This window comes from Actinoplanes sp. CA-131856, assembly GCF_050956135.1.
GTDB lineage: Bacteria > Actinomycetota > Actinomycetes > Mycobacteriales > Micromonosporaceae > Actinoplanes.
This window is the reverse complement of record NZ_CP191849.1, coordinates 6495656-6517382: the sequence shown is the minus strand read 5'-3', so window position 1 is coordinate 6517382 and position 21727 is coordinate 6495656. Positions and strand designations below refer to the sequence as shown.

Here is a 21727-nt window from a genome sequence, read left to right as displayed (position 1 = left end):
CGTGCCCGGATCGTCCCCTCCCACGCGGTGGATGTGGAAGGTTAACCACGGATTTGCGAACAGCGCTACCGCCCCCGGGAGCGCTCCCCGAGGCTCGGGGCGTGGTTCGTCGAGGGAGAGTACGGAGAACCTCGCGATCGGGTTCAAAGGAGATCGCTCAACTTAAGTCATTCTTAAACACGTATTGAGGACCCCTTTAGAGCTACCCGCAGGTAACAAAGTGGCGAAGGCCACGATGGCTTTCCACGGATCTTGGTGCTACGGGATGTCACGGTGGATGAGCAACACACACGGACCCTCAACTCCCCGGCCGGCGACCACGCCCCCGTTTCCAACGGTCGCCACCGCGCTAACCCAGGGCTCTCACACCGACTTGCCCCCCATGACGGTGTGAGGGAACTTCTGCGCGGCGTGGCCGGGAGTGACGGCGGTGGGAGCGCGCCCCACCGCCGTCACGCATTTAAGCTGGTCCCGTGAGCGAGTTGCTCGAAGGCACACCCGTAGCGCTCGGCGGCCCCCGTGGCTTCGCCGTCACCCGCCTGCTGCCCGCCAAGGGCCGCCGCATGGTCGGCGCCTGGTGCTTCCTCGACGCGTACGGCCCGGTGGACATCTCCGGCGGTCCCGGCATGCGCGTCGCCCCGCATCCGCACACCGGCCTTCAGACCGTGACCTGGCTCCTACGGGGCGAGGTGCTGCACCGTGACGTCCTCGGCTCGGTCCAGGAGATCCGCCCCGGCCAGCTCAATCTCATGACCGCCGGCCGCGGCATCGCCCATTCCGAGGAGACGCCGGTCGAGCACTCGCCGATCCTGCACGGCGTTCAGCTCTGGGTCGCGCTGCCTCATGCCGTACGGGACATGGCCCCGGCCTTCGCTCATCACGCCGACCTGCCCGTCGTCTCCCGCGACGGGCTCACCGCGACCGTCCTGATGGGCTCTTTCGAGGGTGTGACCTCCCCGGCCGCCTGCTACACCCCGCTGATCGGCGCCGAGTTGACGCTCGAGGCCGGCGCCGAGGTCGACCTGCCCCTCGATCCCTCATTCGAATACGCGCTCCTCACCCTCGACGGCGCTCCCACAGCCGACGGGACGACCCTCAAACCAGGTCCTTTGCTGTACGCCGGTGAGGGCCGCCGATCGATGCGACTGGCCACCTCGTCGGCGTCGCGCCTGCTCCTGCTCGGCGGCGAGCCCTTCGAGGAGCGCCTGGTCATGTGGTGGAACTTCGTCGCCCGCGACCACGACGAGGTCGTGCAGATGCGCGCCGACTGGGCCGACCGCACGCCCCGCTTCGGCGACGTACACGGCTATGACGGAGAGCCTCTGCCGGCCCCGCCGATGCCGATCACGCGCCTGGTTCCGCGGGGCCGGGTCCGCTAGCGGGAAAGGCCGCGAGCGCCGCCAGGTCGAGCACGACGATCCGGCGATAGGCGGTGGCGATCAGCCCGGCCGTCCGCAGCTCCTGCACGGCGTTCTGCACCGTCGCCCGCGAGGCCGCGATCATCGCGGCCAGCTCGGGGCGGCTCAGCGGCACCGCGATCTCGACGCCGCCGCCGGGGTGGTCCCGCCCGCACGTCTCGGCGATCTCGGCCAGCAGGCGGGCCAGCCGCACCGGCGCCGGGAACGCCGTGAAGTCGCTGCGCCGCCGGTTGGCCCAGGTCAGCTGTCGCGCGATCATCGCCATGACCAGAGTCGAGGCCGTCGGGTGGCGGCGCAGGAAGTCCTCGAAGGCGGCCTTGGTGACCACGCCCGCGTGGACCGTGCCGCAGGCGGTGACCGTCGCGTTGCGGGGGCTGCCGGTCAGGGCGCCGATCTCGCCGACCAGCTCGCCGGGCAGCCGGATGCCCAGCAGCGTGCCGAAGTCGGCAGTGGTCACCTTCACGAAGCCGCTCTCGAGCACCACCACGTGTGATCCGAGCGCCCCCTCGCGCAGGATCGGCCGGCCGCTCTCGTAGCGGTGCCGCGCGCTGAGGCCGAGCAGGTCGTCGACGGCGGCCGGCGCGAGGCCGCCCAGGAACGTGCCGGGCGGCCAGGTGCCGGTGCGCCTCGGGTACCGGTCGGCCATCAGTCCATAATGGCCTCACCACGCGTGGCGGAGAACCTCTGTCAGCCGGCTCTCGGCCCGGGTGGCGGCCAGCCGTCCCCGGTGCAGCACGGCCAGGTCCTCGACCGCGCAGGCGGGCGGGCGATAGGAGTTGGCCGCGGCCAGCGCCGGGTGCAGGCCGGCCCAGGCCAGCAGCGCCTCGCGCAGCGCGGGCAGCACCGGCTCGGGCGAGTCGCCCGGGTCGCGGGCGCGCTCGGCGAAATGCTGGCGGTACGGCCAGAACGACCACACCTTCGTCTCGTCGATGAGCTGCTCGACCGGGTCGGGCCGTTGATAGCGCATGGCGATCTCGATGGAGCGCATGCTGCCCTCGGCGATCAGCTCGCCGACCATGGCGTGCCGTGCGCGCACGCCGGTGACCTCGTAGAACGTGCTGCGGCAGCCGCGCGGCCGGGCCGCGCCGACGATCGTCTTCCAGGTCAGCGGGCGTTCCGGCCGGCCGGCCAGCAGCTCGGCCACGGCCTCGTAGTAGATGATCTTCGTCTGCCAGTGGTTGCGCCGGGGGCAGGGGTTGTCGGCGAGCCGGGTGTACCAGCCGGCGATAGTGGTCTGCCCCAGGTCGTCGATGATCGTTGTTGACATCGTCCCTCTGTCCCATCCCTGATCCGCTGGGAGATGTCGAGCGTCGCCGGAGGGTTCCGGCCCTCGCATCACGCGTTTTCGTATAACTGGTGTCGTACGCCCGTCACTTCGTCGAGCACGCCGTCGCAGTCGGGTGGCGGCCCGTCGGCGCGCCAGGCCACCTGCTGGTCGGGCCTGATCAGCACGAGCCGCCCGCACCAGGCGGCCGGCATCGGCGCCCCGGCCATCGCCAGGTGCCGCATCGGCACGCCACGGGCCCGGGCCGCCGTCACCAGCGGCCATCCGCCCTGGTCGTCGGTGAGGTCGACCAGGGTGAGCTGCGGCCCGAGGCGGTCGAAGAACTGCTCGCCGCCGGCCAGCCGGAAGGCGGGCGGGCGGAACCCCGGAGCGCCGGTCATGCCGGCCGGCCCGGTGCCGGCCGGGTCGAGCTGCGGCGCCTCCTGCCGCAGGATCTCCACGAGCACCTCCCGGTCGGCGCCCGAGGCCACCAGCCGCTGGAAGCGGCTGCGGGTCTGCCCGGCCCGCCGGCCCAGCTCCCGGTCGAGCAGGGCCTGCCGGCGGCGCTCGGCCTGATAGCCGGCCAGCAGGTGCTCGCCGGCCCAGCCATGCACGGCCGCGGCCAGCCGCCAGCCCAGGTCGACGGCGTCGCCGATGCACGTGTCGACGTCGTTGCCGGGCGGTTCGGCCTGGTGGGCGGCCTGCCCGGCCAGGAAGACGCGGCCACGGCGATAGGCGCGGGCGACCGACGGCGTTCCCGCCCGCTGCGCGACCCCGCAGATCTCGGGCTCGCCGGGCAGCCCGAGCCGCTGCGTGAGCAGCCCGGCCGGGTCGGCCACGGCCGCCTCGTCGCCCTCGGCCAGCGGCAGGTGGGCCACGCAGAGATCACCGTCGTGCCCGGTGAGCAGGGTGCTGCCACCGGTGATCACCGCCGACGGGTGCCGCCACCGGGCCGCCACCTCGGGACTGCGGAAGGCCACGGTCAGATAGGTCGCGGCCGAGCCCAGCTCCTCCATCGGCACGCCGGCGCAGCGGCGCACCGTGCTGCCGGCGCCGTCGCACCCGGCCAGGTAGGCCGCCTCGATCACGTGCCGCTTGCCGGACTCGGCGTCGATCACCGTGGCCACCACGCACTCCTGCTCGCTGCGCAGGTCGGTGAGCGTCCAGCGCGAGCGCAGATCGATCAGCGGGTGGTCCAGGGCCCGGCGCAGCCGCCCGGCCAGCCGGGACCCGGCGATCAGCAGGTACGGCTCGATCGGGTCGGTGCCGTCGCCCGACGCCGCGTACGCGCCGCGCAGGTCGGTGACCGAGGGCAGCCGCCACACCAGCAGCGGCTCCTGGTCGACCCCGCGGGCCCAGACGACGTCCACCGGCCCGTCCGGGTCGACGCCGGCCGGGCGCAGGTCGCCGGCCAGGCCGAGGCGGCGCAGCAGCTCCATGTTGCGCCCGTTGACCAGCAACGGCTCCAGGATCCGGGGTGGACCGCCGGAGCGCTCCACGACCATGCTGGGCACACCGTGATGGGCCAGCTCCAGTGCGGTGAGCGAGCCGGTGACACCGGCTCCGGCCACGAGCACCGGCGTCCGGAACGCGGCTGTCGGCATCGGCGTCCCCTTGGCGGTGGGGGTGATGGGCGGGATACATCCGCCATCCTCGGCCGCGCGGGTCGTCCGTACATCACGTGTTCACGTGGTTCGGGCGCCACACTCCTGCGCGACGAGGGTGGCGAGCTCGACGCGCCGCCGGATGCCGAGCTTGGTGAAGATGTTGCGCAGGTGCGCGTCCACGGTGTGCCGCGAGATGAAAAGGGTCTCCGCGATCGTGATGTTCGTGCTGCCCTTGCCGACCTCGAGGGCCACCCGGCGCTCGGCCGGGGTGAGCTGGGGAAGGCAGGTGCCGGCGGGCTCGGGCGCGGCCCACGTGCCGAGCCTCTCCTCGACCCGGCGGCGGGCCCGGTCGGCGCCGGCCGTGGTCACGATGGACAGCGCCTCCTCGTAGTGGCCGCGCCCGCGACCCAGCGCGGCCGCCTCCTCGAGCGCCGCCGCGAGGGCGAGCGGGCGCCCGACCTCCCGGAACCGCTCGGCCGCGTCGAGCAGCTTGTCCAGGCTCCGGGTCAGGACACCACCGGCGTACGCGGCGGCGGCCGCGGCCGAGCGCGAGCCGGGATTGTTCGCGGCCAGCCGCTCGGCCGCCCGCACGGCGGTCGCGGCCTCGTCCGGGTGGCCGGCCTCGAGGGCGACGCGGACGAGCTCGGCCGCCGCCGCCGGATCGTTGGCGAGCAGGGCCGGGCGGGTGGGCAGCGCCCGATAGAAGTCGCGGAGCAGGTCGAACGCCGCTGAGGTGTCGCCGCGGGCGTTCATCAGCACGGCCTCGGCCCACAGCACGTCCTCGGGCACGGCCGTCACGCCGCCGTCGGCCAGACGGCGTACATGGTCGAGGTGTCCCTGCGCCGCACTCAGGTCGCCGCGCAGCACGCAGACGCGCATGAGCATGCCCAGCAGCGGCATGGCCAGGGCGTGGGCGTTGTGCCGTTCGGCCACGGCGAGGCCCGACTCGGCCTCGACCGCCGCCTCTTCGAGCCGCCCACGGGCGTACAGCAAAGAGGTCTGGAAGTAATGCCAGAGAGGCTCGGCCCAGGACGAGCCGGAGCGGTCGGACTCGCGGCGCCCGTCGCGGATGACCTGCTCGGCCTCGTCGAACTCGTCGAGGACGGTCAGCGCCCCGCCGAGCCAGATGCGCGGATGGCGCTGGGCCGCCTCGCCGCCGGCCTCGTCGGCCAGCTCGGTCGCGGCGCGCGCGTGGGCCAGGGAGTCGCCGAGCCGGCCCTCGGCGAAGGCGACCAGGCTGCGCCCGGCCAGGCCGAACACCGCCGCCCCGTAGGCGCCACCGCGCCGGCCGAGCTCGTCGGAGCGGGCACCGGACTCGTCGGCCTCGGCCAGCTGATCGAGATAGCAGAGCGCGTGGGCCCGTACGGCGTGAAGCCGGGCTTGGACGGAGAGCGAGATGTCCGCGTGCCGCAGCGCCTGATCGGCGTACTGGACTGTCATCTCGTTGAGGCCGCCGTGTTTGCAGGCCTCGGCCAGGCCGAGCAGCAGCAGCGCCTCGGTCTCGGCGTCGAGGCCGGCGCCGAGCGCCTCACCGCCCAGCTTGCGGGCCTCGCCGAGGCGGGCGGCGGCGGCCAGCAGCCCGACGGTGTCGGCGATCAGCGCGGGACGGTCCGGATCGCCGGGATCGGCCGCGGCCAGCGCGCGCAGCATGACGTCGGCCGCGGCGCCGGGCGCGACCCGGGCGATCTCGCGGGCCATCGAACGGACCATGTGGACCGCGCCGGCCGCGCCGGAACGGCCACTGCGCAGCTGGTGCCCGGCCACCTCCAGGGCCGGCCGGTCGAGGGTGGCCGCCTCGCGGTGCAGTTGCTCGCGCAGGCCGCGGGGCAGGGTGTTGTAGACCGCCTGCCGCACCAGGTCGTGGGCGAAGGCCAAGCCGCCGCTCGCGTCCTCGACCAGGAAGTCGGGCATCACCTCGTCGATCAGCGGATAGAGCTCGACCGGCTTGTGCCCGGTCAGCCGGGCCGCCTCGTCGAAGGTGAACGGGCGCTCCAGCACCGACGCCGAGCGCAGCAGCCAGGCCGCCTGGTCGGGCAGCGCCTCGACGTTCTCCCGCACCGAGTCGACGAAGCTGGACGGCAGGTCGTCGCCGACCACCGAGCCGACGTCGTCCGCCACCACCAGCTGCCGGGTCGCGACCAGGGCCTTGAGCAGCTGCTCGGTCTTGAGCGGATTGCCCAGGCAGGAGGCGGCGAGCGCCACGACGGTGTTGTCGACCTCGGCGCCGACCACGTCCTGGCTGAGCTCGGCGATGGCCTTCTCATTCAGAAGACCGAGACGCGTCTGCTGTACGCCGTCACGCCGCAACCAGCCCATGAGCTGATGACCGGGGGTCTCGCCCTCGTCCGGTGACGGCGGCCGGTGCGCGAACAGCCAGCGCACCGGCGAGGAGGCGAGGGCCGGGATCAGCTCGCGCACGGCGAGCGCGCTGAGCTCGTCCATCCACTGCGCGTCGTCGATGACGATCAGCAGGGGCCGCTCGCCGGCCGCCTCCTCCAGCGACGCCCGCAGGCGCTGGAGCGCGCGCAGCGGGTCGGCCGGCTCCTGCCGGGTCAGCCACGCGAACGCGGGAGACGGGGGCCGGCCGTCGCGCAGCGCGCCGGCCAACGTGACCAGGGGCGCCGCCTGGTCGAGCCGGAACGCCTCGCGGGCGGCGACGGCGATGCCGCGCTCGGCGGCCAGCCGGGCCGCGGCGTGCAGCAGCGCCGATTTGCCGATGCCGGGGACGCCGGTCACCACGTGGCAGCCGCCGGCCCCGGCCGCGGTGTCGTCCATGAGCCGGGTCAGCGACTCGACTTCGGCGTCCCGGCCGACCAGTCGCCGGATCATGTCGGGGGTCCTCATCGCGCCTCATACGTACCACGAAGCGGTGCCCGGCGCATCGGGTGCGGGTACCCGTCGCGGGTCAACTACCCATTCGGCTGGGTCAATGGCCGCGAAGCGAGCCGACCTGCGATTTCGCCGCACCCGGCGGGGTGCCACCCGGTCGAGCAGTGTCGGGCCGCGACGGCCCGCCGATAGCTTCCGGACGTCAGAAAAACCTGATCAGGGGGGGTCCGCGATGTACGGAAACGAATCCTTCGGACGGCGGCTGAGGCTGGGGCACCTCGGCCGCCGGGGCGGCTCCGGCCTCCTGCTGGTGCCGCTCGACCACGCGGTCGGCGCCGGCCCGCTGCGCGCCGACGGCGACCTGGACACGCTCGTCGCCCAGCTGGCCGAGCACGGCGCGGACGGGGTGGTGGTCCACAAGGGCGCCGCCCGCCGGATCCGCCCGGCCCGGTTCCGCGACCTGTCCCTGACCGTGCAGCTGAACGCGAGCACCCGGATGGCGGCCGACCCGGACGCGAAATATCCGGTGGCCACCGTGCGGGAGGCGCTGCGGCTCGGCGCCGACGCGGTCAGCGTGCACGTCAACGCGGCCTCGCGCACCGAGGCGGCGCAGATCGCCCACCTGGCCGCCGTGGCCGAGGAGTGCGACCGCTGGTCGCTGCCGCTGCTGGCGATGATGTACGTGCGCGGGCCCGCGGTCCGCGACGGCCGCGCGCCCGAGCTGGTCGCGCACGCCGTGGCGGTCGCCGCCGAGATGGGCGCCGACCTGGTCAAGACCGCGCTGCCGGACGATCCGGTGGCGGCCGCCCGGATCATCTCGGGGGCGGCGGTGCCGGTGCTGGCGGCCGGGGGAGCGCCCGATCCGGCCGGGGACGCGACGCTGGGCCGGATGGCCGCGGCCATGCGCGCGGGCGCGGCCGGGGTGGCGGTGGGACGGCTCGTCTTCACCGCCGCCGACCCAGGCGCCATGCTGCGCCGGCTGGCCGCCGTCGTGCACGACCGGACTCCGGCGGTGGCCCGATGAGCACCCGGGGACGTGAATGCTGGCTGGACCTGCGCGGGGCCGGGCCGTGGCGGCGCGAAGCCGCCGAAGAGGCGGTCCACCTGCGCTTCGAGGCGATCGTCGCCGACGACCCGGCCGACCTGGCCGATCTGCCGCCGACCATCACCCGGGTGCTGGCCGTGGCCGGCGCGCTGCCCGGCGACCTCGGTAACGCCGACCTCGTGTTGACCGACCCCACACGGCCCGCCGGGGACCGCCCGGGTGTGCGGTTCGGCAGCCGGGTCGACGTCACCGACGCGGCCAGCCTCGACCTGGCCTGCGAGCGGGTCCGGACCGACGAGATCACCGTGCTGCGCTTCCACGACCCCACCCACATCCCGCTCGAGATCGTGCTGGCCGCGGCCGACGGCTCGCTGGGCCGCATCATCACCGAGGTCGGCGACATCGACGAGGCCTCGGTCCACCTGACCGTGCTCGAACGCGGCCCCGACGGCGTGCTGCTGCGCCCGGGCGGGCCCGGCGACGCCACCAAGCTGACCGAGGTGGTGCGGCGCAGCTCGCCCGAGATCGACCTGGTCACTCTGACCGTCACCGGCGTGCGGCACAGCGGCTCGGGGGAGCGGGCCTGCGTGGACACCTGCTCCTATCTGAACCAGGACGAGGGAATCCTGGTCGGCTCCCGCTCGCAAGGGCTGATCCTCTGCGTCAGCGAGACCCACCCGCTGCCGTACATGCCGATGCGCCCGTTCCGGGTCAACGCCGGCGCGATCATGTCGTACACGCTGGCCGACCACGAGCGCACCCGCTATCTGTGCGAGCTCGAGGCGGGGGCGACGGTCCTGGCCGTCCGGGCCGACGGCCGCACCCGGCCGGTGACGGTGGGCCGGGTGAAGATCGAGACCCGGCCGTTGCTGTCCATCGAGGCGGTGGCACCCACCGGCGAGCGGGTCAACCTGATCGTGCAGGACGACTGGCACGTGCGGGTGCTCGGGCCGGGCGGCGCGGTGCTCAACTCCACCGAGCTGAAGCCGGGCGACGAGGTCCTCGGCTATCTGCCCGGCCGGGAACGGCACGTGGGCTATCCGATCGACGAGCTGTGTCATGAGCTCTGACCTGCGCAAGATCCAGGACTCGCTGCTGCCGGCCGCGCTGGCGGCGGCGGCGAGGTCGCCCTTCTACCGCACGCGGCGCGACGGGGTGCCGGCCAACCGGTCCGAGCTGGCGGACTATCCGCTGACGACCAAGAGCGACCTGCGCGGCGCCTATCCGTTCGGCATGCTCGCGGTGGACCGGTCGCGGCTGGCGACCTATCACGAGTCGAGCGGGACGACCGGGACGCCGACGGCCTCCTACTACACCAAGGGTGACTGGGAGGACCTGATCGAGCGGTACGCGCGGGTGCGGGTCGGCATCGAGCCGGACGACACGTTCATGGTCCGTACGCCGTACGCCCTCATGCTGACCGGGCACGTCGCGCACGCGGCGGCGCTGGCCCGCGGGGCGACAGTGGTCCCGGCCGACAACCGGTCGCTCGCCACGCCGTACAGCAAGGTCGTGACGTTGATGCACGACCTGGACGTGACCCTGACCTGGTCGCTGCCGACCGACACCCTGCTGTGGGCGGCGGCGGCCGCCCACGCCGGCCTGCGGGAGTTCCCGGCGCTGCGGGCGATGCTGGTGGCGGGTGAGCCGCTGGGCCCGGCCCGGCGGGACCGGATCTCGGAGATCTGGCGGGTGCCGGTCGTGCAGGAGTACGGCTCGAGCGAGACCGGTGGGCTGGCCGGTGAATGCCCGCACGGGCGGCTGCATCTCTGGGCGGACCGGGCCATCTTCGAGGTGTACGACCCCTCGACCGGCCGGTGCTCGGCCGAGGGCGCCGGGGAGCTGGTCGTGACGATGCTGGTGCGCGAGGCGATGCCGCTGCTGCGCTACAACATCGGGGACCGGGTGGAGGTCACCTACGGCGAGTGCCCGTGCGGCTCGGAGCTGCCGGTCGTCCGGGTCCTGGGCCGCGGCCGGCTCCAGGGCGATCTCGAGGAGGCGGTGTTCCGGCTGCCGCTCTCGTACGGGGTGATGTTCTGGCGCGCCCGTCAGTCCGAGCGAGGGTTGTACGTGCAGATCGAGGTCCCCGCCCGCTACCGGTACGCGGCGGTGCGTGATCTGACGGCCGCTCTCCGGACGGAGGCGCTGGTCGAGGCGGTGCCGCCGGGCACGCTCGTGCCGGCGGCGGCACTGACCGCGCCTCCGGAGATCATGAAGCCGCGCAGCGTGTTCGCGCCGGGTGAGGACTGGGACCGTGCGCTGCGCTACTACTGACATCGCCGTCGTGGGCGCGGGGATCGGTGGTCTCGCGGCCGCCGGCGCCCTGCGACGGGAGGGCTTCTCCCGGGTCACCGTGTACGAGCGGCAGGCGGCCCTCCCGGACGAGGGATACGGCATTCAGATCTCACCCAACGCGGCCGCACTCCTGGACGGGGAGGTGTTCGCGACGGCGGCGCGGCCGGCCTACCGGGAGCTCCGTCGCTGGCGCGACGACTCGGTGATCTCCAGGATCGGCCTTCAGCGGTACGCCACGCCGTACTACACGATGCGGCGGGGCGACCTGATCGCCGCGCTGGCCACCGCCACCACCATCCGTCTCGGCGCGCCGGTGCGCTCGGCCGGCGACCTCGACGCCGACCTGGTGGTCGGCGCTGACGGGCTGAACTCGGTCGTCCGTTCCGCGATCACCGGCGATCCGGCCCGGGAGAGCGGCTACGTGGCGTACCGGGCGGTCGTGCCGGCGGACCTCGACCGCGTGGTGGTGTGGCTGGGCCCTGACCGCCACCTGGTCGCCTACCCGATCGGCGGGGGCGTCAACGTGGTGGCGGTGGTCCCCGACGACGGCGTGGGACTCGAGGACGGCTTCGCCGAGTGGCATGCGGAGCCCCGCCGCCTGGTGGCCGGCGGTGATTTCGTCGCGCATTCCCTGCGGGACCGGACGCCATCGCCGCGGTGGCACAGCGGCCGGGTCGTCCTGATCGGCGACGCGGCCCATCCGATGCTGCCGTTCGTGGCCCAGGGCGCCGGCCAGGCCATCGAGGACGCCGCCACGCTGGCCTTCTGCCTGCACCACCCGGACGGGTTCACCCGGTTCGAGGCGGTGCGGCGCCCGCGGGTCGAGCGGGTCTTCGCGATGTCCCGCGCGGGGCTGCTGACCTATCACCTGCCCGACGGCCCGGAGCAGGAGCGCCGCGACCGGGAGCTGGCGGCCGCGCCGGCCGGCTCCCTGGACTGGCTGTACGGCTAGTCAGCCGGCGTCGGCCCGTATCTCCGGGTGTTCCCGCAGGCGGAGCAGGGAGACGAGCTCCACGCGCGACGCGAGGCCGAACTTCCGGAAGATCTGCCGCAGGTGATAGTTCACGGTGTGCGGCGACCGGCCCAGCCGGCTGGCGATCTGCTGGTTCGTCAGGGCCAGCCCGACCAGCTCGGCGATCTCCAGCTCCCGCTCGCTGAGCAGACTCCAGTCGGCCGTGCGCGGGCTCGTCCGCTGATGCGGCGCCACTGTCATCCGCGACCGCGGCCGGCGGGGCCCCTGCTCGTGCCGCAGCGCCGCCACCACCGCGTGCGGCATCGACGCCTCGACGACGGCCCGCACCAGCTCGTGGCTGAACGCGAGCGCGTCACCGGCCGGCACGAGCAGGCCCGAGTCGAGCGCCTCCTCGACGTCCGGCAGAAGCGCGACCACGCTGCCGCCGAGCAGCTCACTGAGCCGGGCCGGCGAGACCGGCGACCGCACCGCCGTCGCCGCCTGCACGAGATGGCGCGCCGACGCCGACAGGTTGGCCACCCGATGGGCGAGCCGCGCCCTGGTCCGCTCGGGCAGCATTCCCTTCTCGGGCAGCATCTTCTCCTCGTGCAGCCCGGCGAGCAGGTCGAGGATCGCGCCCGGCCGGCCCGCCGCGACGCGGGCCAGGTCGAGCAGGCGGTCGCTGGGCGGGCCGCCCAGCCGGGCCGCGATCAGCCGGCGGACGTCGGCCCGGCCGAGCGGGGCCAGCACCACCCGGTGCACCTCGGCCGGCGTGGTCGCGAGCACGGGCTGCCGCGCGGTGACCACCAGCACCGGCGCCGACGCGGCCAGCCGCTCGGGGAAGTGCGGATCGGCGGTGCCCGGCCGCAGCGCCTCCCGGTCGCGCACCACCACGATCCGGTCGGGTGCGGTGGCCACGGCCGCGCCGAGGCGCCGCCCGGCCACCGCGAGCTCCCGCAACAGACGGCCACACCCGATCTCCGGTGGCCCGTCGAGTATCAGCACCGTGGGACGTCCCGGCGCGGCCCGGCGCAGCAGGGCCGCGAAACGCTCGATCTCACCGTCGCGGCCGATCAGCGGAAGTTCCATGGCTCCGATGGTGCGGCCCCGAGCTTCCGGAAACCCGCTAGAAGTAGCGCGTTGGGCGAAGATCCCGAGTCGGCCTTCCAACACATTTCGCGCTGACTGTCATCGCCTTGACGCTCACCCCGCCCCGGGCGGATCGTCGAAAGCGTGTCCGCCCTCGACCTGGGAAAGCTGGCGCTGATAGTCGCCGCCCCCACCTTGATCGGCGCCGCGGTGGTCTACGCCCCACGATGGTGCGGCGCCGTGGCGGACCGCTGGCGCGTCCTCCATCCGCCGCCGCCCCAGCCGATGGGGCCGCCCATCGAGCAGCTGGCGGCCGACCTCCGCCGCCTGCTCCGCCTGCACAGCGAGCTGACCGCCTCGGCCCACCTGGCCATGCGGGCCCACCGCCTGTGGGCGATCGAGGCCGCCATCGCCACCCGGGCCGTGGAGGCGGCCCGGGCGCTGGACGTGCCCCATCCCGAGCCCGCGACCCCCGGCGCCCTGACCCGCCGCGAGCTGCTGGACCTGCTGACCGCCCTTTCGATCGCCGGCTTGACCCTCCCGTCGAAGGTGGGCCCTTTCACCTCGGACGGCCGTTTCTGACGCCACCGATGAGTTCGAGCCCCGAGCGGAGTCAGTCAGAGCACCAACGACTCCACGAAAGGCCGATCCGATGACCAAGCTGACCCCCGAACGCGCCCGCAAAGCCATCATCGACCACACCCACCGCCTGGCCGCCGCGGCCACCGCGGCCGGACCCGGCACCGTGGTGCCGACCGCCCCCGAGTGGACCGTCACCGACCTGGTGGCCCACATCGGCCAGACCCAGCACTGGGTGGCCGACATCTTCGAGCAGCAAGTCACCGACCTCGAGAAGCTCCCCACCGAGATGGCCGAGCCCCCCACCGACCCCGCCGAGTGGCCGGCGTGGCTGTCCGTCTCGTCCGACCGGGTGACGAAGGCCCTCGCCTTGGACGTCCCGGTCGTCAACGCCGCCGGCGACGGGCGCTCCGGCACAGAGTTCTGGCTGTCCACGGTCCTGAACGAGACAGTCGTCCACGGCGCCGACGCCGCCAACGCGGCCGGCCGTACGGCCGATGTCGACGCCGACGTTGCCGCCGCCCTCATCACCAACCACTTGGCGATGCTCACCTCCCCGACCTGGGAGATGCGGCGCCCCGAGTCCGCCCACGCCCTGCGGGGCACCGGCCAGACCCTGCAGTGGAGGGCCACCGACATCGAGGCCGCGTGGTTCATCGAGCGCCACCCGGCCGGCGCGACGTGGCAGCCCGCGACCCACGCGGCCGACGTGACAGTGACCGCTTCGGCCGGCACGCTCCTGCTGACGTTGACCCGCCGGCGCCCGCTCACGAGTTCTGGCGTCGACGGCGACGTCGCCCTGGCCCGGCACTGGCTGGACAACACCGCCCACGTCAGCGACTGATCAGATCCGCGGCACCAGTGCCCTGAAGTGCCTGACTCCGCTGAGCAGTTCGTGCTCGTTCTCGATCCGGGTCAGTTCCACGCCTTCGAACTTCCAGGTGCGCCCGTAGGCGTCCGTGAACATGTGCACCCAATTCGCACGCTCCAGAATGTCTTGCTCCTCGTCCGGAGACCAGTCCTCGGCGAAGGCGATGTCCGCGCCCGGATCAACGACGTATTGGTGCCAGGCCAGCCAGAGCCGGCCGTTCACCTCCCGGAAAAGTATGTTGTACGCCAGGAGGGGTAAAGGACCGAAGTTTCTCAATCGGAATCGTACGACGAAACGCCGCCGCCCTTTGATGATTTCGAAGCCGCGGAATTGGTCTTCGGCGATGACCGCGCGGGCATATTGTTGATCCGTCATCCGGCGTTCGTGCTCCCATCGGTCCCGATCTTCCTGAGCGCGGGACTGCTCGACCCCGACCGCGTCCTCGGCCTGGCGTCCTCGGCGTATCTCGAATCTCAGGAGCAGCGCGGCGACGGAGAATGCCAACAGGGACATGATGACCCCGGCGAAAGTGGACCATGCCTCGAGCTTGTCGGCCCAGTTCGGCGATTGCGTCAGAACGATGATTTCCTGCGCTGTCGTATTCATTCGCACACGGTACGAGCGATATGCCACGGAATCTGTCAAGAATAAAGCGGATTCTGAGTCAGATCGCCATGGCCGGCGGATAGGGGGCCGGCCGGGGATCATATGTGGACCAAGCCGCGGCCAGGCGCCGTACGGCCTCGGTCAGATCTTCCGGTGAAGCCAGGAAATGCAGGCGCACATGATCCTGGCTGGCGCCGGACGGGTCGAGGCCGGGGCCCGGCAGGACCGCCACGTCGTGGCGCAGGGCCTGCTGGGCGAACGAGCGGGCGTCGCCGTGCGGCAGGCGCACCCACAGGGTCTGCCCGCCCTCGACCGCCGGCGCGTGCCAGGACGGCAGGGCGCGGGCCAGCTCGGCCCGCAGATGGTCGTGGCGGTCCTTTCTGAGCTGGGCCGACCTCGCCAGCTCCGGGCCCAGCCGGGGGAGCAGGTGGGCCGCCGCCAGCTGGGCCGGGACGTTGCCGCCCAGGTCGAAGACCGTGCGCATGCGGGCCAGGCGGGCGATCAGTGTGGCCGGGGCGCGGATCCAGCCGACGCGCAGGCCGCCCCAGATCAGCTTGCTCAGCGAGCCGATGGTGATGACCTGGTCGTTGAAGGCGGCCAGGGGCGGGGGCGGCGTGTGCCCGGGGAAGCCCAGGTCGGCCAGGGCCTCGTCGTCGATGAGGGGGAAGCCGGCCTGGGCGGTGCGGTGACGTTCGGCCGGCGGCAGGACGGTGCCTGTGGGGTTGTGGAAGGTGCTGATGACGTACGCCAGACTGGGGTTGACCTTGGTGAATCCCCGCAGATCGACCGGGAGGGTCTGGAGGACGGCGGCCTCCTCGCGGAACGCCTCGATGGCGCCGAAGTAGGTGGGCGCCTGCACGATCACCCGGTCGCCGGGGCGGATCAGAGCCTTGGCCAGCAACGTCAGCGCCTGCTGGCCGCCTGTGGTCACCATGATCTGGTCGGGCGCCGTGGGCAGGCCCCGTTCGTCGTAGCGCTCGGCGAGGGCCCGGCGCAGCGCCGGATGGCCGGTCGGGTGATATCCGATGTCGCCCGTGATGGCGGCCAGATCTTCCAGCGACGAGGCGTAGGCCGTCAGCAGCGCGGGCGGAGGAGCGTCGGGGGCGGCACAGGCCAGCATCAGTACGCCGTCACGCGGCTCCAGCAGATGAAGGAACGCGGGCGCCTCGGTCGTCGGCCGCGCGGTGCCCGAGGGCGGACCGGCGACCCGGGTGCCGCTGCCCTGCCGGCGGACGATGCGGCCCTCGGCCACGAGCAGGTCGTACGCGGCGACGACCGTGCTCCGCCCCACCGCCAGCGCCGACGCCAGCGCCCGGTCCGGCGGCAGCAGCGTGCCCGGCGGCAGCTCGCCCTCGCCGATCAGGGTGCGGATGCGGGCCGCCAGCAGCAGATAGAGCGCGCCGCGCCCGGTGGCCCAGCGGCCCAGGCGCTCGACGATGCCGATTGGTTCCATCGACAGACCAATCTAGGGGCATTGGCACTGCCGTGGCGAGACCCTTCTCGCGCACGATCGTCCTCATGAGCGCGATGACCGCCCTGATCGACAGCACCGTCCGCTACGACCTGGCCGAGAGCACCTGCCCGCCGCTGCGCTTCACCGAGGACGACCTGAAGGGCCTGGCCGACCTGCCGCTCGGCTACGGCACCACCCGCGGTGACCTTGCGCTGCGCTCGCTGATCGCCGCGAGCACGGGTGTGACCAGCGACGACGTGCTGATCACGGTGGGCGCCATCCACGCCATGTCGCTCCTGCCGGCGAAGCGCGTGCTCCTCGTCGGCCCCTGCTTCCCGCCCGCGCGCTCATTCCCCGAGTCCCGCGGCGCCCGCGTCGACATCGTCAGCGCCCGCTTCGACGAGGCGTACCGCCTGCCCCTCGACCGCATCGAAGCCGCGCTCGACCCGGCCACCGATCTGGTCTCGCTGGCCTCACCCCAAAACCCTTCCGGTGTACGCGTCGAAGCACGCGACCTGGAAGCTCTCGCCGGCCTGGTGGCCCGCCGCGCTCCCCGCTGCCGCATCCTGGTCGACGAGACCTACCGCGAGTCCGTGTACGGCGACGCGCCGGTCCCGCCCACGGCGGCGGCCCTCTCTCCGGCCGTCGTCACGTGCTCCTCGGTCTCCAAGGCGCACGGCGCTCCCGGCCTGCGCCTGGGCTGGCTGACCACCACCGACCCCGCGTTGTACGAGCAGGTTCGTGCGGCCAAGTTCGAGACCACCATCGCCTGCTCGACGATCGACGAGCACCTGGCCACCCGGGTCCTGGAGCGGGGCACCACGAGCGGCCCGTTCCTGCGCGAGGCCCTGGACCTGCTCCTGGCCTGGGCGGCCGACAATCCGGTCGAGATCGTCACCCCTGACGGCGGCCCCCTGTGCTGCCTGCGCCTGCCGGCCGGCCTGGACGTGGAGAGGTTCCACGCCACCCTCCGCGAGGCCGACACCCGGGTGGCCCCCGGCGCCTGGTTCGGCGAGGACGACCACATCGTTCGCGTCGGCTTCGGCCACCTCAGCCTGCCCGACCTCGAGCGGGCTCTGTCCACCGTGGCCGCCGCGATCAGTAGCCAGGACCGACGACGCTGATGGTGCCGAGCTCGGGAAACCCGTCGCCGGGCCGGAACCGGTCGAGAAGCCGGCGATATCCGTCGTCGACGGTGGCCGGCGGATAGATGCCGAACGGGCTCAGGATGACACTCGATCCCAGCCACTCCAGGGCGCGCGTCAGCGGCACCCGGATCACGGCCACCGTCAGCCCGGCGCCGTCCATGGAATGAGGGCGGATCAGGTAGCCGTGCTGAGCGTGCGGGCGAACGTAATAGGAGGGCGCCGCCACGCGGAGGTCGATCACGCGCCCTTTTTCGGGAAACAGCCACAGACCGGGGCGTTCCTGGGTCGACACCGCGGCCTCCAGCGTTATCGACAAGACGTAGACGTAGTCCTCACCGGCGTCGTGGAGGTTGCGCCGGACGACATGGAGATAGCGGCCCTCCACCGTGAAATGGTGGCAGGCGAACCAGAGTGCGGCACGCCGCTGCCCAGCAACGAGTCGCGGGAGACGTCCCGGCCGAGCTTCACCGGGCATGTCACCGTGCGATGCCGGGAGCTCGCGCTGTCGCAGGGCCAGTCGGCGACCTGGCTGATGAAGCGTTCGGCCTTCTCGTCGCGCCGGTGCCGGTTCCCGGTGAAGCCCCTCATCAACGAGGGCTGAAGTCTGCCCTCGTACAGCGAGGACTGGCCACGCAGGAAGGTGCTGCCGCTGAGCCGGTACTTCAGATATCCGAGCGCCTGGATGAGCCCGGGAAGCGAGTCGGCCTGCAAGGAGTCGATCTCCCCACCCGGAGTGGACAGCCGGCACGAGGACAGCCCCGAGCCGCCGATCTTGCGCAGCACGCCGGCATCGATCCACGTGATGGCCACGGGCCGATGCTAGCCCCGTCGGCAGGGCAGGATGGGACCATGGATTCCCGGCTTCGGAGTGCGGTCGACGCGAGTGTGGGCTGGTACGAGGACCTCTGCGCCCTGCACGGGGTCGGATCGACGCTGGTCGACGGGCTGTGGAGCGCCCTCGATCCGCCACCGCCGCTGCACTCGGACGCGGTCGTGGTCGAGCCCGGGGTGAGCGCCGATCAGGTGCTGGCCCGCCTCGAGGGCCGCGAGCACGGCGGTGTGAAGGACAGCTTCGCGACGATGGACCTGACCGGGGCCGGCCTGGAGTCGCTGTTCGCGGCCACCTGGATCCACCGGGAGCCCGCGCCGGACGGGACGCCCGGCGGCTGGGTCGCGGTGACCGGCGGGGCGGAGCTGGCCCGGTGGACGGGCCGGCACGACACGCGTGACGTCCTGCTGCCTCCGCTGTTGCGGCGCGCGCATTTCCGCATCCTGGCCCGCTACGCCGGCGACCAGCTCGTCGCCGGCGCGGTCGCCCGGCTCGGCAGCGGCGTGGTCGACGTGTCGAACGTGTGGGCCGTGCCGGGCCATCGCGTCGACTGGGCCGAGCTGGCCGGGGCGATCGACGCGGCCTTCCCGGGCCGTCCGCTGGTCGGCTACGAACGCGGGGAGGCGCTCGCCGCCGCGCTCGACGGCGGCTTCGAGCCCGTGGGCGACCTGAGAGTGTGGGTCCGCTGATGGTTCTCGCCCGCTTCGCCGGCATCCGGCCGGCCGCGGTGGTGCGCTGCGCCGGGCCGGCCGAGGTGGCCGCCGCCATCGCCGAAGCCCAGGACAAAGGGCTTTCCTTGGCCGTACGAGGCGGCGGGCACTGCTTCGCCGGAAGGTCCAGCACCGACGGCCTGCTGATCGACCTCGGCCCGATGACCGGCGTACGCACCGACGGCGACCGGGCCGTGATCGGCGGCGGCACGCTGCTGGCCGAGGTGTACGACACGCTGGCCGCGCACGGCCGGACCCTGGCCGCCGGGTGCGGCCCGACGGTCGGCGTCGCCGGCCTGACCCTGGGCGGCGGCCTGGGCATCCTCGGCCGCCGCCACGGTCTGACCTGCGACAGCCTGGTGGCCGCGACGATGGTGCGGGCCGACGGTCAGGTGGTCGAGGCCGACGACGACCTGCTGTGGCTGCTCCGCGGTGGGGGCGCCCCCGGCGTGGTGACCTCGCTGACCTTCCGGACCGTGCCCGCTCCCGACTCGACCGCCTTCCGGCTCACCTTCCCGGCGGACGCCGCCGCGACCGTGCTCGACGCCTGGCAGCACCTGCTGCCGGAGCTCGACGAGGCCGTGGCACCGAGCCTGGTGATCACCGCCCCGCCCGACCCGGACCGGCCCCTAACCGTGGCCGTCTTCGGCGCCGCGCCCGATCACGCCGCGGTGGACGCCCTGATCCGCCGTCTCGGTGTGACCGCGACGACCGGCGGCACGGAACACATCGGACGACCAAGCGCTGGCTCGCCGGCGAGGACACCCTCGACGACCACTTCGCCTATCCGAGGTCGGAGTATTTCCGCGGGGCCGTCCCATCGGCCGGCCTGCTCACCCGCCTGCTCGCCGACCGGCGCCCGGGCGAGGAACGCGAGCTCGACTTCACACCGTGGGGCGGCGCCTACAACCGTGTGCCCGCCGCCGCCACGGCTTTTCCCCACCGTGACGCCCTCTTCCTGCTCAAGCAGACCGCCACGGTCACCGCGGACGATCACCCAGGCGGGTGGTTGGACGACTCGTACGAGTTGACCCACCCTTTCGGCACCGGCGGCGCCTACCCGAACTTCCCGGTGCCCGGCCTGCCCGACGAGACGTACTACCTGGCCAACACCAACCGTGTGCGGCAGTTGCGTGCGCGTTACGACCCGTCGGCGGTCTTCACGCGGTGAAGCGGCTTGAACCCAGGATCTTCCTGATGTCGACCTCGATGACCACGCGCTGCGGGTTGGGGCGCGGCGTCCGGTAGCGGACCGCGTAGCGCTTCTCGGCCTCGGTCACCGCGCCGGGGTCGTCGCGGACCACGGCCAGGCCCTCGACCGTCGTCCAGCGGGGGCCGTCGACCTGGCAGATCGCCACCCTGGTCTGGCCGTTCCGGACGTGGCGCACGTGGGCCGATGTCGACGACGAGATGACCCGGGCCAGGCCCGACGCCGGGTCGAGGGTGGCGCCGACCGCCACCACGTGCGGCGAGCCGTCGGCCCGCAGCGTGGTCAGCGTGCACAGGTGCCGCTCGGTCCAGAAGTCCAGCAGTTCCTGGTTGTCCAGGGAGACACGGCCGCTCAACGATGGTCCTCTCACACTGTCTCGGCCGGGAGCCGGCCCTGTCGTACGGCGGCGGACAGCGCCGCGTGGTCGCTCTCCACCTGGTCGGCGTAGGCCCTCGAGAAGCGGCACAGCGCCTCGGCCAATTTGCCGCTGCCGCCGATGTACCCGGCGATCATCGAAGCACCACTGGTGCGGGCGTGTGATTTGGCCAGCAGATAGCCGCAGATGCCGGCGTAGTCGGCCAGGGCGCCCGCGTCGATGCCCTCGACGACGATCGCGCCCTTCATGTCGCGGAACTGCCGGACGTAGAACTGGGTGTCGCCGACCGTCGTCCAGCCGAGCAGCGGGTCCGACACCGTCTGCAGGGCCTGCTGATATTCGACGACCCGCTGGCCCTGGTGGCGGTGCCAGGCCGAGTCGCCGTGCTGGTGGCGGGCGATCACCGAGCGGCGGGCCTGCTTGAGCTGGAGGAAGACCACGTCGTCGGAGCTGCTGCCTTCGCAGAGGGCCACGTACGCCCGCAGGCCCACCGACCCGACCCCGACCACCTTGTGCGCGATGTCGACGATGCGATATCCGGCCAGGATGCGCGCCCAGTGGGGCGGCAGCGTGTTCAGATAGCCGTCCAGCGCCTCGGCCAGCAGCTCGCGCTCCTGGTCGCTGGGGCGGGTGATCAGCGGCGGCTCCTCGACCAGCTTGGCCGTGCCGTCGCGGCGCTCGGTGAAGCGGGGCAGCGCGCGGTCGCTCGTGCGGCGGCGGGCCCGGCGGGCCGCCCGTTCGATCTCGTCGCGGAAGCTGGCCCGGGTGGCCGCCGAGCGCAGCTTGTCCACGTCGAGCTGGTCGAAGGAGCGGGCCAGCAACGGCTGCTCGGCCAGGTGGGCGATCTGCATCTGATATTCCTCGACGCAGTGCTCGACCGCGTCGGCGCAGGCGCTCTCGCGGAAGCCGTTCTGCCGGCCGGCCACGTAGACGCTCACCGCGAGCCGGCGCAGGTCCCACTCCCAGGCGCCGGGGTGTGCCTCGTCGAAGTCGTTGAGGTCGAAGACCAGCTCGCGCTCGGGCGACGCGTAGAAGCCGAAGTTGCCCAGGTGGGCGTCGCCGCAGATGACCGGCGTGATGCCGGTGGCGGGCAGGCCCGCGAAGTCGTCGGCCATCACGTTGGCCGAGCCGCGCAGATAGGCGTACGGCGAAGAGATCATCCGCCCCACCCGGACCGGGACGAGCCACGGCTGCCGGCCCTGGTTGGCCTCGATGATCTGCTGGACCGGGTCGGCCCGGTCCGGCGGCGGCGTCCAGAACGCCATCTCCGAGCGGTGTGCCCGTTCGCGCAGCGAGCGGCCCAGCTCGTACCGCTCGGCGCGCGGGCGAGCCGAGCGCCGCAGCGAGACGAAGCCGTCGTCCTGTCCCACGTCCACCACGACGTGCCCGTTACCTTGTTGCATCACGGGCCAGCCTAGAGGGGGCGGGAATCGCACACTCACCCAG

At 73.0% G+C, this 21727-nt stretch carries 22 protein-coding genes; 12 read left to right on the top strand and 10 right to left on the bottom strand.

What is annotated here, in order from left to right; all coding sequences use genetic code 11:
• Nucleotides 1-473: 473 nt before the first annotated feature.
• A complete protein-coding gene (locus ACQP2X_RS30320; protein ID WP_498687658.1) occupies nucleotides 474-1379 on the top strand; it encodes a pirin family protein in 906 nt (301 codons plus the stop codon).
• Here ACQP2X_RS30320 and ACQP2X_RS30315 read toward each other — a convergent pair.
• From ACQP2X_RS30315 to ACQP2X_RS30300, 4 genes are all read right to left on the bottom strand, one after another.
• On the bottom strand, nucleotides 1345-2064 hold the full coding sequence (locus ACQP2X_RS30315) for a Crp/Fnr family transcriptional regulator (protein ID WP_498687657.1): 720 nt from the start codon (nucleotides 2062-2064) through the stop codon (nucleotides 1345-1347). The two genes, ACQP2X_RS30320 and ACQP2X_RS30315, sit on opposite strands and share 35 nt — an antisense overlap.
• A gap of 15 nt (nucleotides 2065-2079) precedes the next feature.
• Nucleotides 2080-2685, bottom strand: coding sequence for a hypothetical protein (locus ACQP2X_RS30310; protein WP_498687655.1), 606 nt, complete (start codon nucleotides 2683-2685; stop codon nucleotides 2080-2082).
• A 68-nt stretch (nucleotides 2686-2753) separates the two neighbouring features.
• A complete protein-coding gene (locus ACQP2X_RS30305; RefSeq protein ID WP_498687653.1) occupies nucleotides 2754-4286 on the bottom strand; it encodes an FAD-dependent monooxygenase in 1533 nt (510 codons plus the stop codon).
• A gap of 81 nt (nucleotides 4287-4367) precedes the next feature.
• Nucleotides 4368-7118 (bottom strand): AAA family ATPase, encoded by a 2751-nt coding sequence (locus ACQP2X_RS30300; RefSeq protein WP_498687652.1) that lies wholly within the window; start codon nucleotides 7116-7118, stop codon nucleotides 4368-4370.
• Nucleotides 7119-7350: 232 nt separating this feature from the next.
• On the opposite strand from ACQP2X_RS30300, the gene ACQP2X_RS30295 reads away from it, so the two are divergent.
• From ACQP2X_RS30295 to ACQP2X_RS30280, 4 genes are read left to right on the top strand one after another with little or no spacing between them, the layout of a single operon-like run.
• On the top strand, nucleotides 7351-8142 hold the full coding sequence (locus ACQP2X_RS30295; protein ID WP_498687650.1) for a 2-amino-3,7-dideoxy-D-threo-hept-6-ulosonate synthase: 792 nt from the start codon (nucleotides 7351-7353) through the stop codon (nucleotides 8140-8142).
• Nucleotides 8139-9233, top strand: coding sequence for a 3-dehydroquinate synthase II family protein (locus tag ACQP2X_RS30290; RefSeq protein ID WP_498687648.1), 1095 nt, complete (start codon nucleotides 8139-8141; stop codon nucleotides 9231-9233). Before ACQP2X_RS30295 ends, ACQP2X_RS30290 begins: the two co-directional genes overlap by 4 nt.
• Nucleotides 9223-10437, top strand: a complete 1215-nt coding sequence (locus tag ACQP2X_RS30285; RefSeq protein ID WP_498687647.1) for a phenylacetate--CoA ligase family protein — start codon at nucleotides 9223-9225, stop codon at nucleotides 10435-10437. The genes ACQP2X_RS30290 and ACQP2X_RS30285 overlap by 11 nt, the downstream gene beginning before the upstream one ends.
• 10 nt (nucleotides 10438-10447) lie before the next feature.
• Nucleotides 10448-11410, top strand: coding sequence for an FAD-dependent monooxygenase (locus tag ACQP2X_RS30280; RefSeq protein WP_498687645.1), 963 nt, complete (start codon nucleotides 10448-10450; stop codon nucleotides 11408-11410).
• Here the strand turns inward: ACQP2X_RS30280 and ACQP2X_RS30275 are convergent, their stop codons facing one another.
• The gene (locus ACQP2X_RS30275; protein WP_498687644.1) at nucleotides 11411-12499 is read right to left on the bottom strand and encodes a helix-turn-helix transcriptional regulator; all 1089 of its coding nucleotides are present in this window, start codon (nucleotides 12497-12499) and stop codon (nucleotides 11411-11413) included.
• Between the two features lie 144 nt (nucleotides 12500-12643).
• Between ACQP2X_RS30275 and ACQP2X_RS30270 the strand changes: the two genes are divergently transcribed.
• Both ACQP2X_RS30270 and ACQP2X_RS30265 read left to right on the top strand, forming a co-directional pair.
• Nucleotides 12644-13081, top strand: coding sequence for a hypothetical protein (locus tag ACQP2X_RS30270; protein ID WP_498687642.1), 438 nt, complete (start codon nucleotides 12644-12646; stop codon nucleotides 13079-13081).
• 70 nt (nucleotides 13082-13151) lie between these two features.
• On the top strand, nucleotides 13152-13922 hold the full coding sequence (locus tag ACQP2X_RS30265) for a maleylpyruvate isomerase family mycothiol-dependent enzyme (protein ID WP_498687640.1): 771 nt from the start codon (nucleotides 13152-13154) through the stop codon (nucleotides 13920-13922).
• On the opposite strand, the gene ACQP2X_RS30260 is transcribed toward ACQP2X_RS30265, so the two are convergent.
• Together ACQP2X_RS30260 and ACQP2X_RS30255 are read right to left on the bottom strand one after the other, a co-directional pair.
• The gene (locus ACQP2X_RS30260) at nucleotides 13923-14555 is read right to left on the bottom strand and encodes a hypothetical protein (RefSeq protein WP_498687638.1); all 633 of its coding nucleotides are present in this window, start codon (nucleotides 14553-14555) and stop codon (nucleotides 13923-13925) included.
• A 58-nt stretch (nucleotides 14556-14613) separates the two neighbouring features.
• Complete coding sequence (locus ACQP2X_RS30255) at nucleotides 14614-16008, bottom strand: aminotransferase-like domain-containing protein (protein ID WP_498687636.1); 1395 nt, start codon at nucleotides 16006-16008, stop codon at nucleotides 14614-14616.
• A gap of 65 nt (nucleotides 16009-16073) precedes the next feature.
• On the opposite strand from ACQP2X_RS30255, the gene ACQP2X_RS30250 reads away from it, so the two are divergent.
• Nucleotides 16074-17132, top strand: a complete 1059-nt coding sequence (locus tag ACQP2X_RS30250; RefSeq protein WP_498687635.1) for a pyridoxal phosphate-dependent aminotransferase — start codon at nucleotides 16074-16076, stop codon at nucleotides 17130-17132.
• On the opposite strand, the gene ACQP2X_RS30245 is transcribed toward ACQP2X_RS30250, so the two are convergent.
• Nucleotides 17107-17541: a hypothetical protein gene (locus ACQP2X_RS30245; RefSeq protein ID WP_498687633.1), complete on the bottom strand. Its 435-nt coding sequence runs from the start codon at nucleotides 17539-17541 to the stop codon at nucleotides 17107-17109. The two genes, ACQP2X_RS30250 and ACQP2X_RS30245, sit on opposite strands and share 26 nt — an antisense overlap.
• A 9-nt stretch (nucleotides 17542-17550) precedes the next feature.
• Between ACQP2X_RS30245 and ACQP2X_RS30240 the strand changes: the two genes are divergently transcribed.
• The 4 genes from ACQP2X_RS30240 (at nucleotide 17551) to ACQP2X_RS30225 (ending at nucleotide 19866) form a co-directional block, all read left to right on the top strand.
• Entirely contained in the window at nucleotides 17551-17757 is a 207-nt protein-coding gene (locus tag ACQP2X_RS30240; protein ID WP_498687630.1) for a hypothetical protein, read from the top strand.
• A 248-nt stretch (nucleotides 17758-18005) separates the two neighbouring features.
• A complete protein-coding gene (locus ACQP2X_RS30235) occupies nucleotides 18006-18674 on the top strand; it encodes a hypothetical protein (RefSeq protein WP_498687628.1) in 669 nt (222 codons plus the stop codon).
• Nucleotides 18674-19726: an FAD-binding oxidoreductase gene (locus tag ACQP2X_RS30230; RefSeq protein WP_498687626.1), complete on the top strand. Its 1053-nt coding sequence runs from the start codon at nucleotides 18674-18676 to the stop codon at nucleotides 19724-19726. Before ACQP2X_RS30235 ends, ACQP2X_RS30230 begins: the two co-directional genes overlap by 1 nt.
• Complete coding sequence (locus tag ACQP2X_RS30225; protein WP_498687624.1) at nucleotides 19705-19866, top strand: BBE domain-containing protein; 162 nt, start codon at nucleotides 19705-19707, stop codon at nucleotides 19864-19866. Before ACQP2X_RS30230 ends, ACQP2X_RS30225 begins: the two co-directional genes overlap by 22 nt.
• Here ACQP2X_RS30225 and ACQP2X_RS30220 read toward each other — a convergent pair.
• Both ACQP2X_RS30220 and ACQP2X_RS30215 read right to left on the bottom strand, forming a co-directional pair.
• The gene (locus tag ACQP2X_RS30220; RefSeq protein WP_498687622.1) at nucleotides 19856-20260 is read right to left on the bottom strand and encodes a TIGR03618 family F420-dependent PPOX class oxidoreductase; all 405 of its coding nucleotides are present in this window, start codon (nucleotides 20258-20260) and stop codon (nucleotides 19856-19858) included. The two genes, ACQP2X_RS30225 and ACQP2X_RS30220, sit on opposite strands and share 11 nt — an antisense overlap.
• Before the next feature lie 11 nt (nucleotides 20261-20271).
• A complete protein-coding gene (locus tag ACQP2X_RS30215; RefSeq protein ID WP_498687619.1) occupies nucleotides 20272-21684 on the bottom strand; it encodes a DUF2252 domain-containing protein in 1413 nt (470 codons plus the stop codon).
• Nucleotides 21685-21727: the final 43 nt, after the last annotated feature.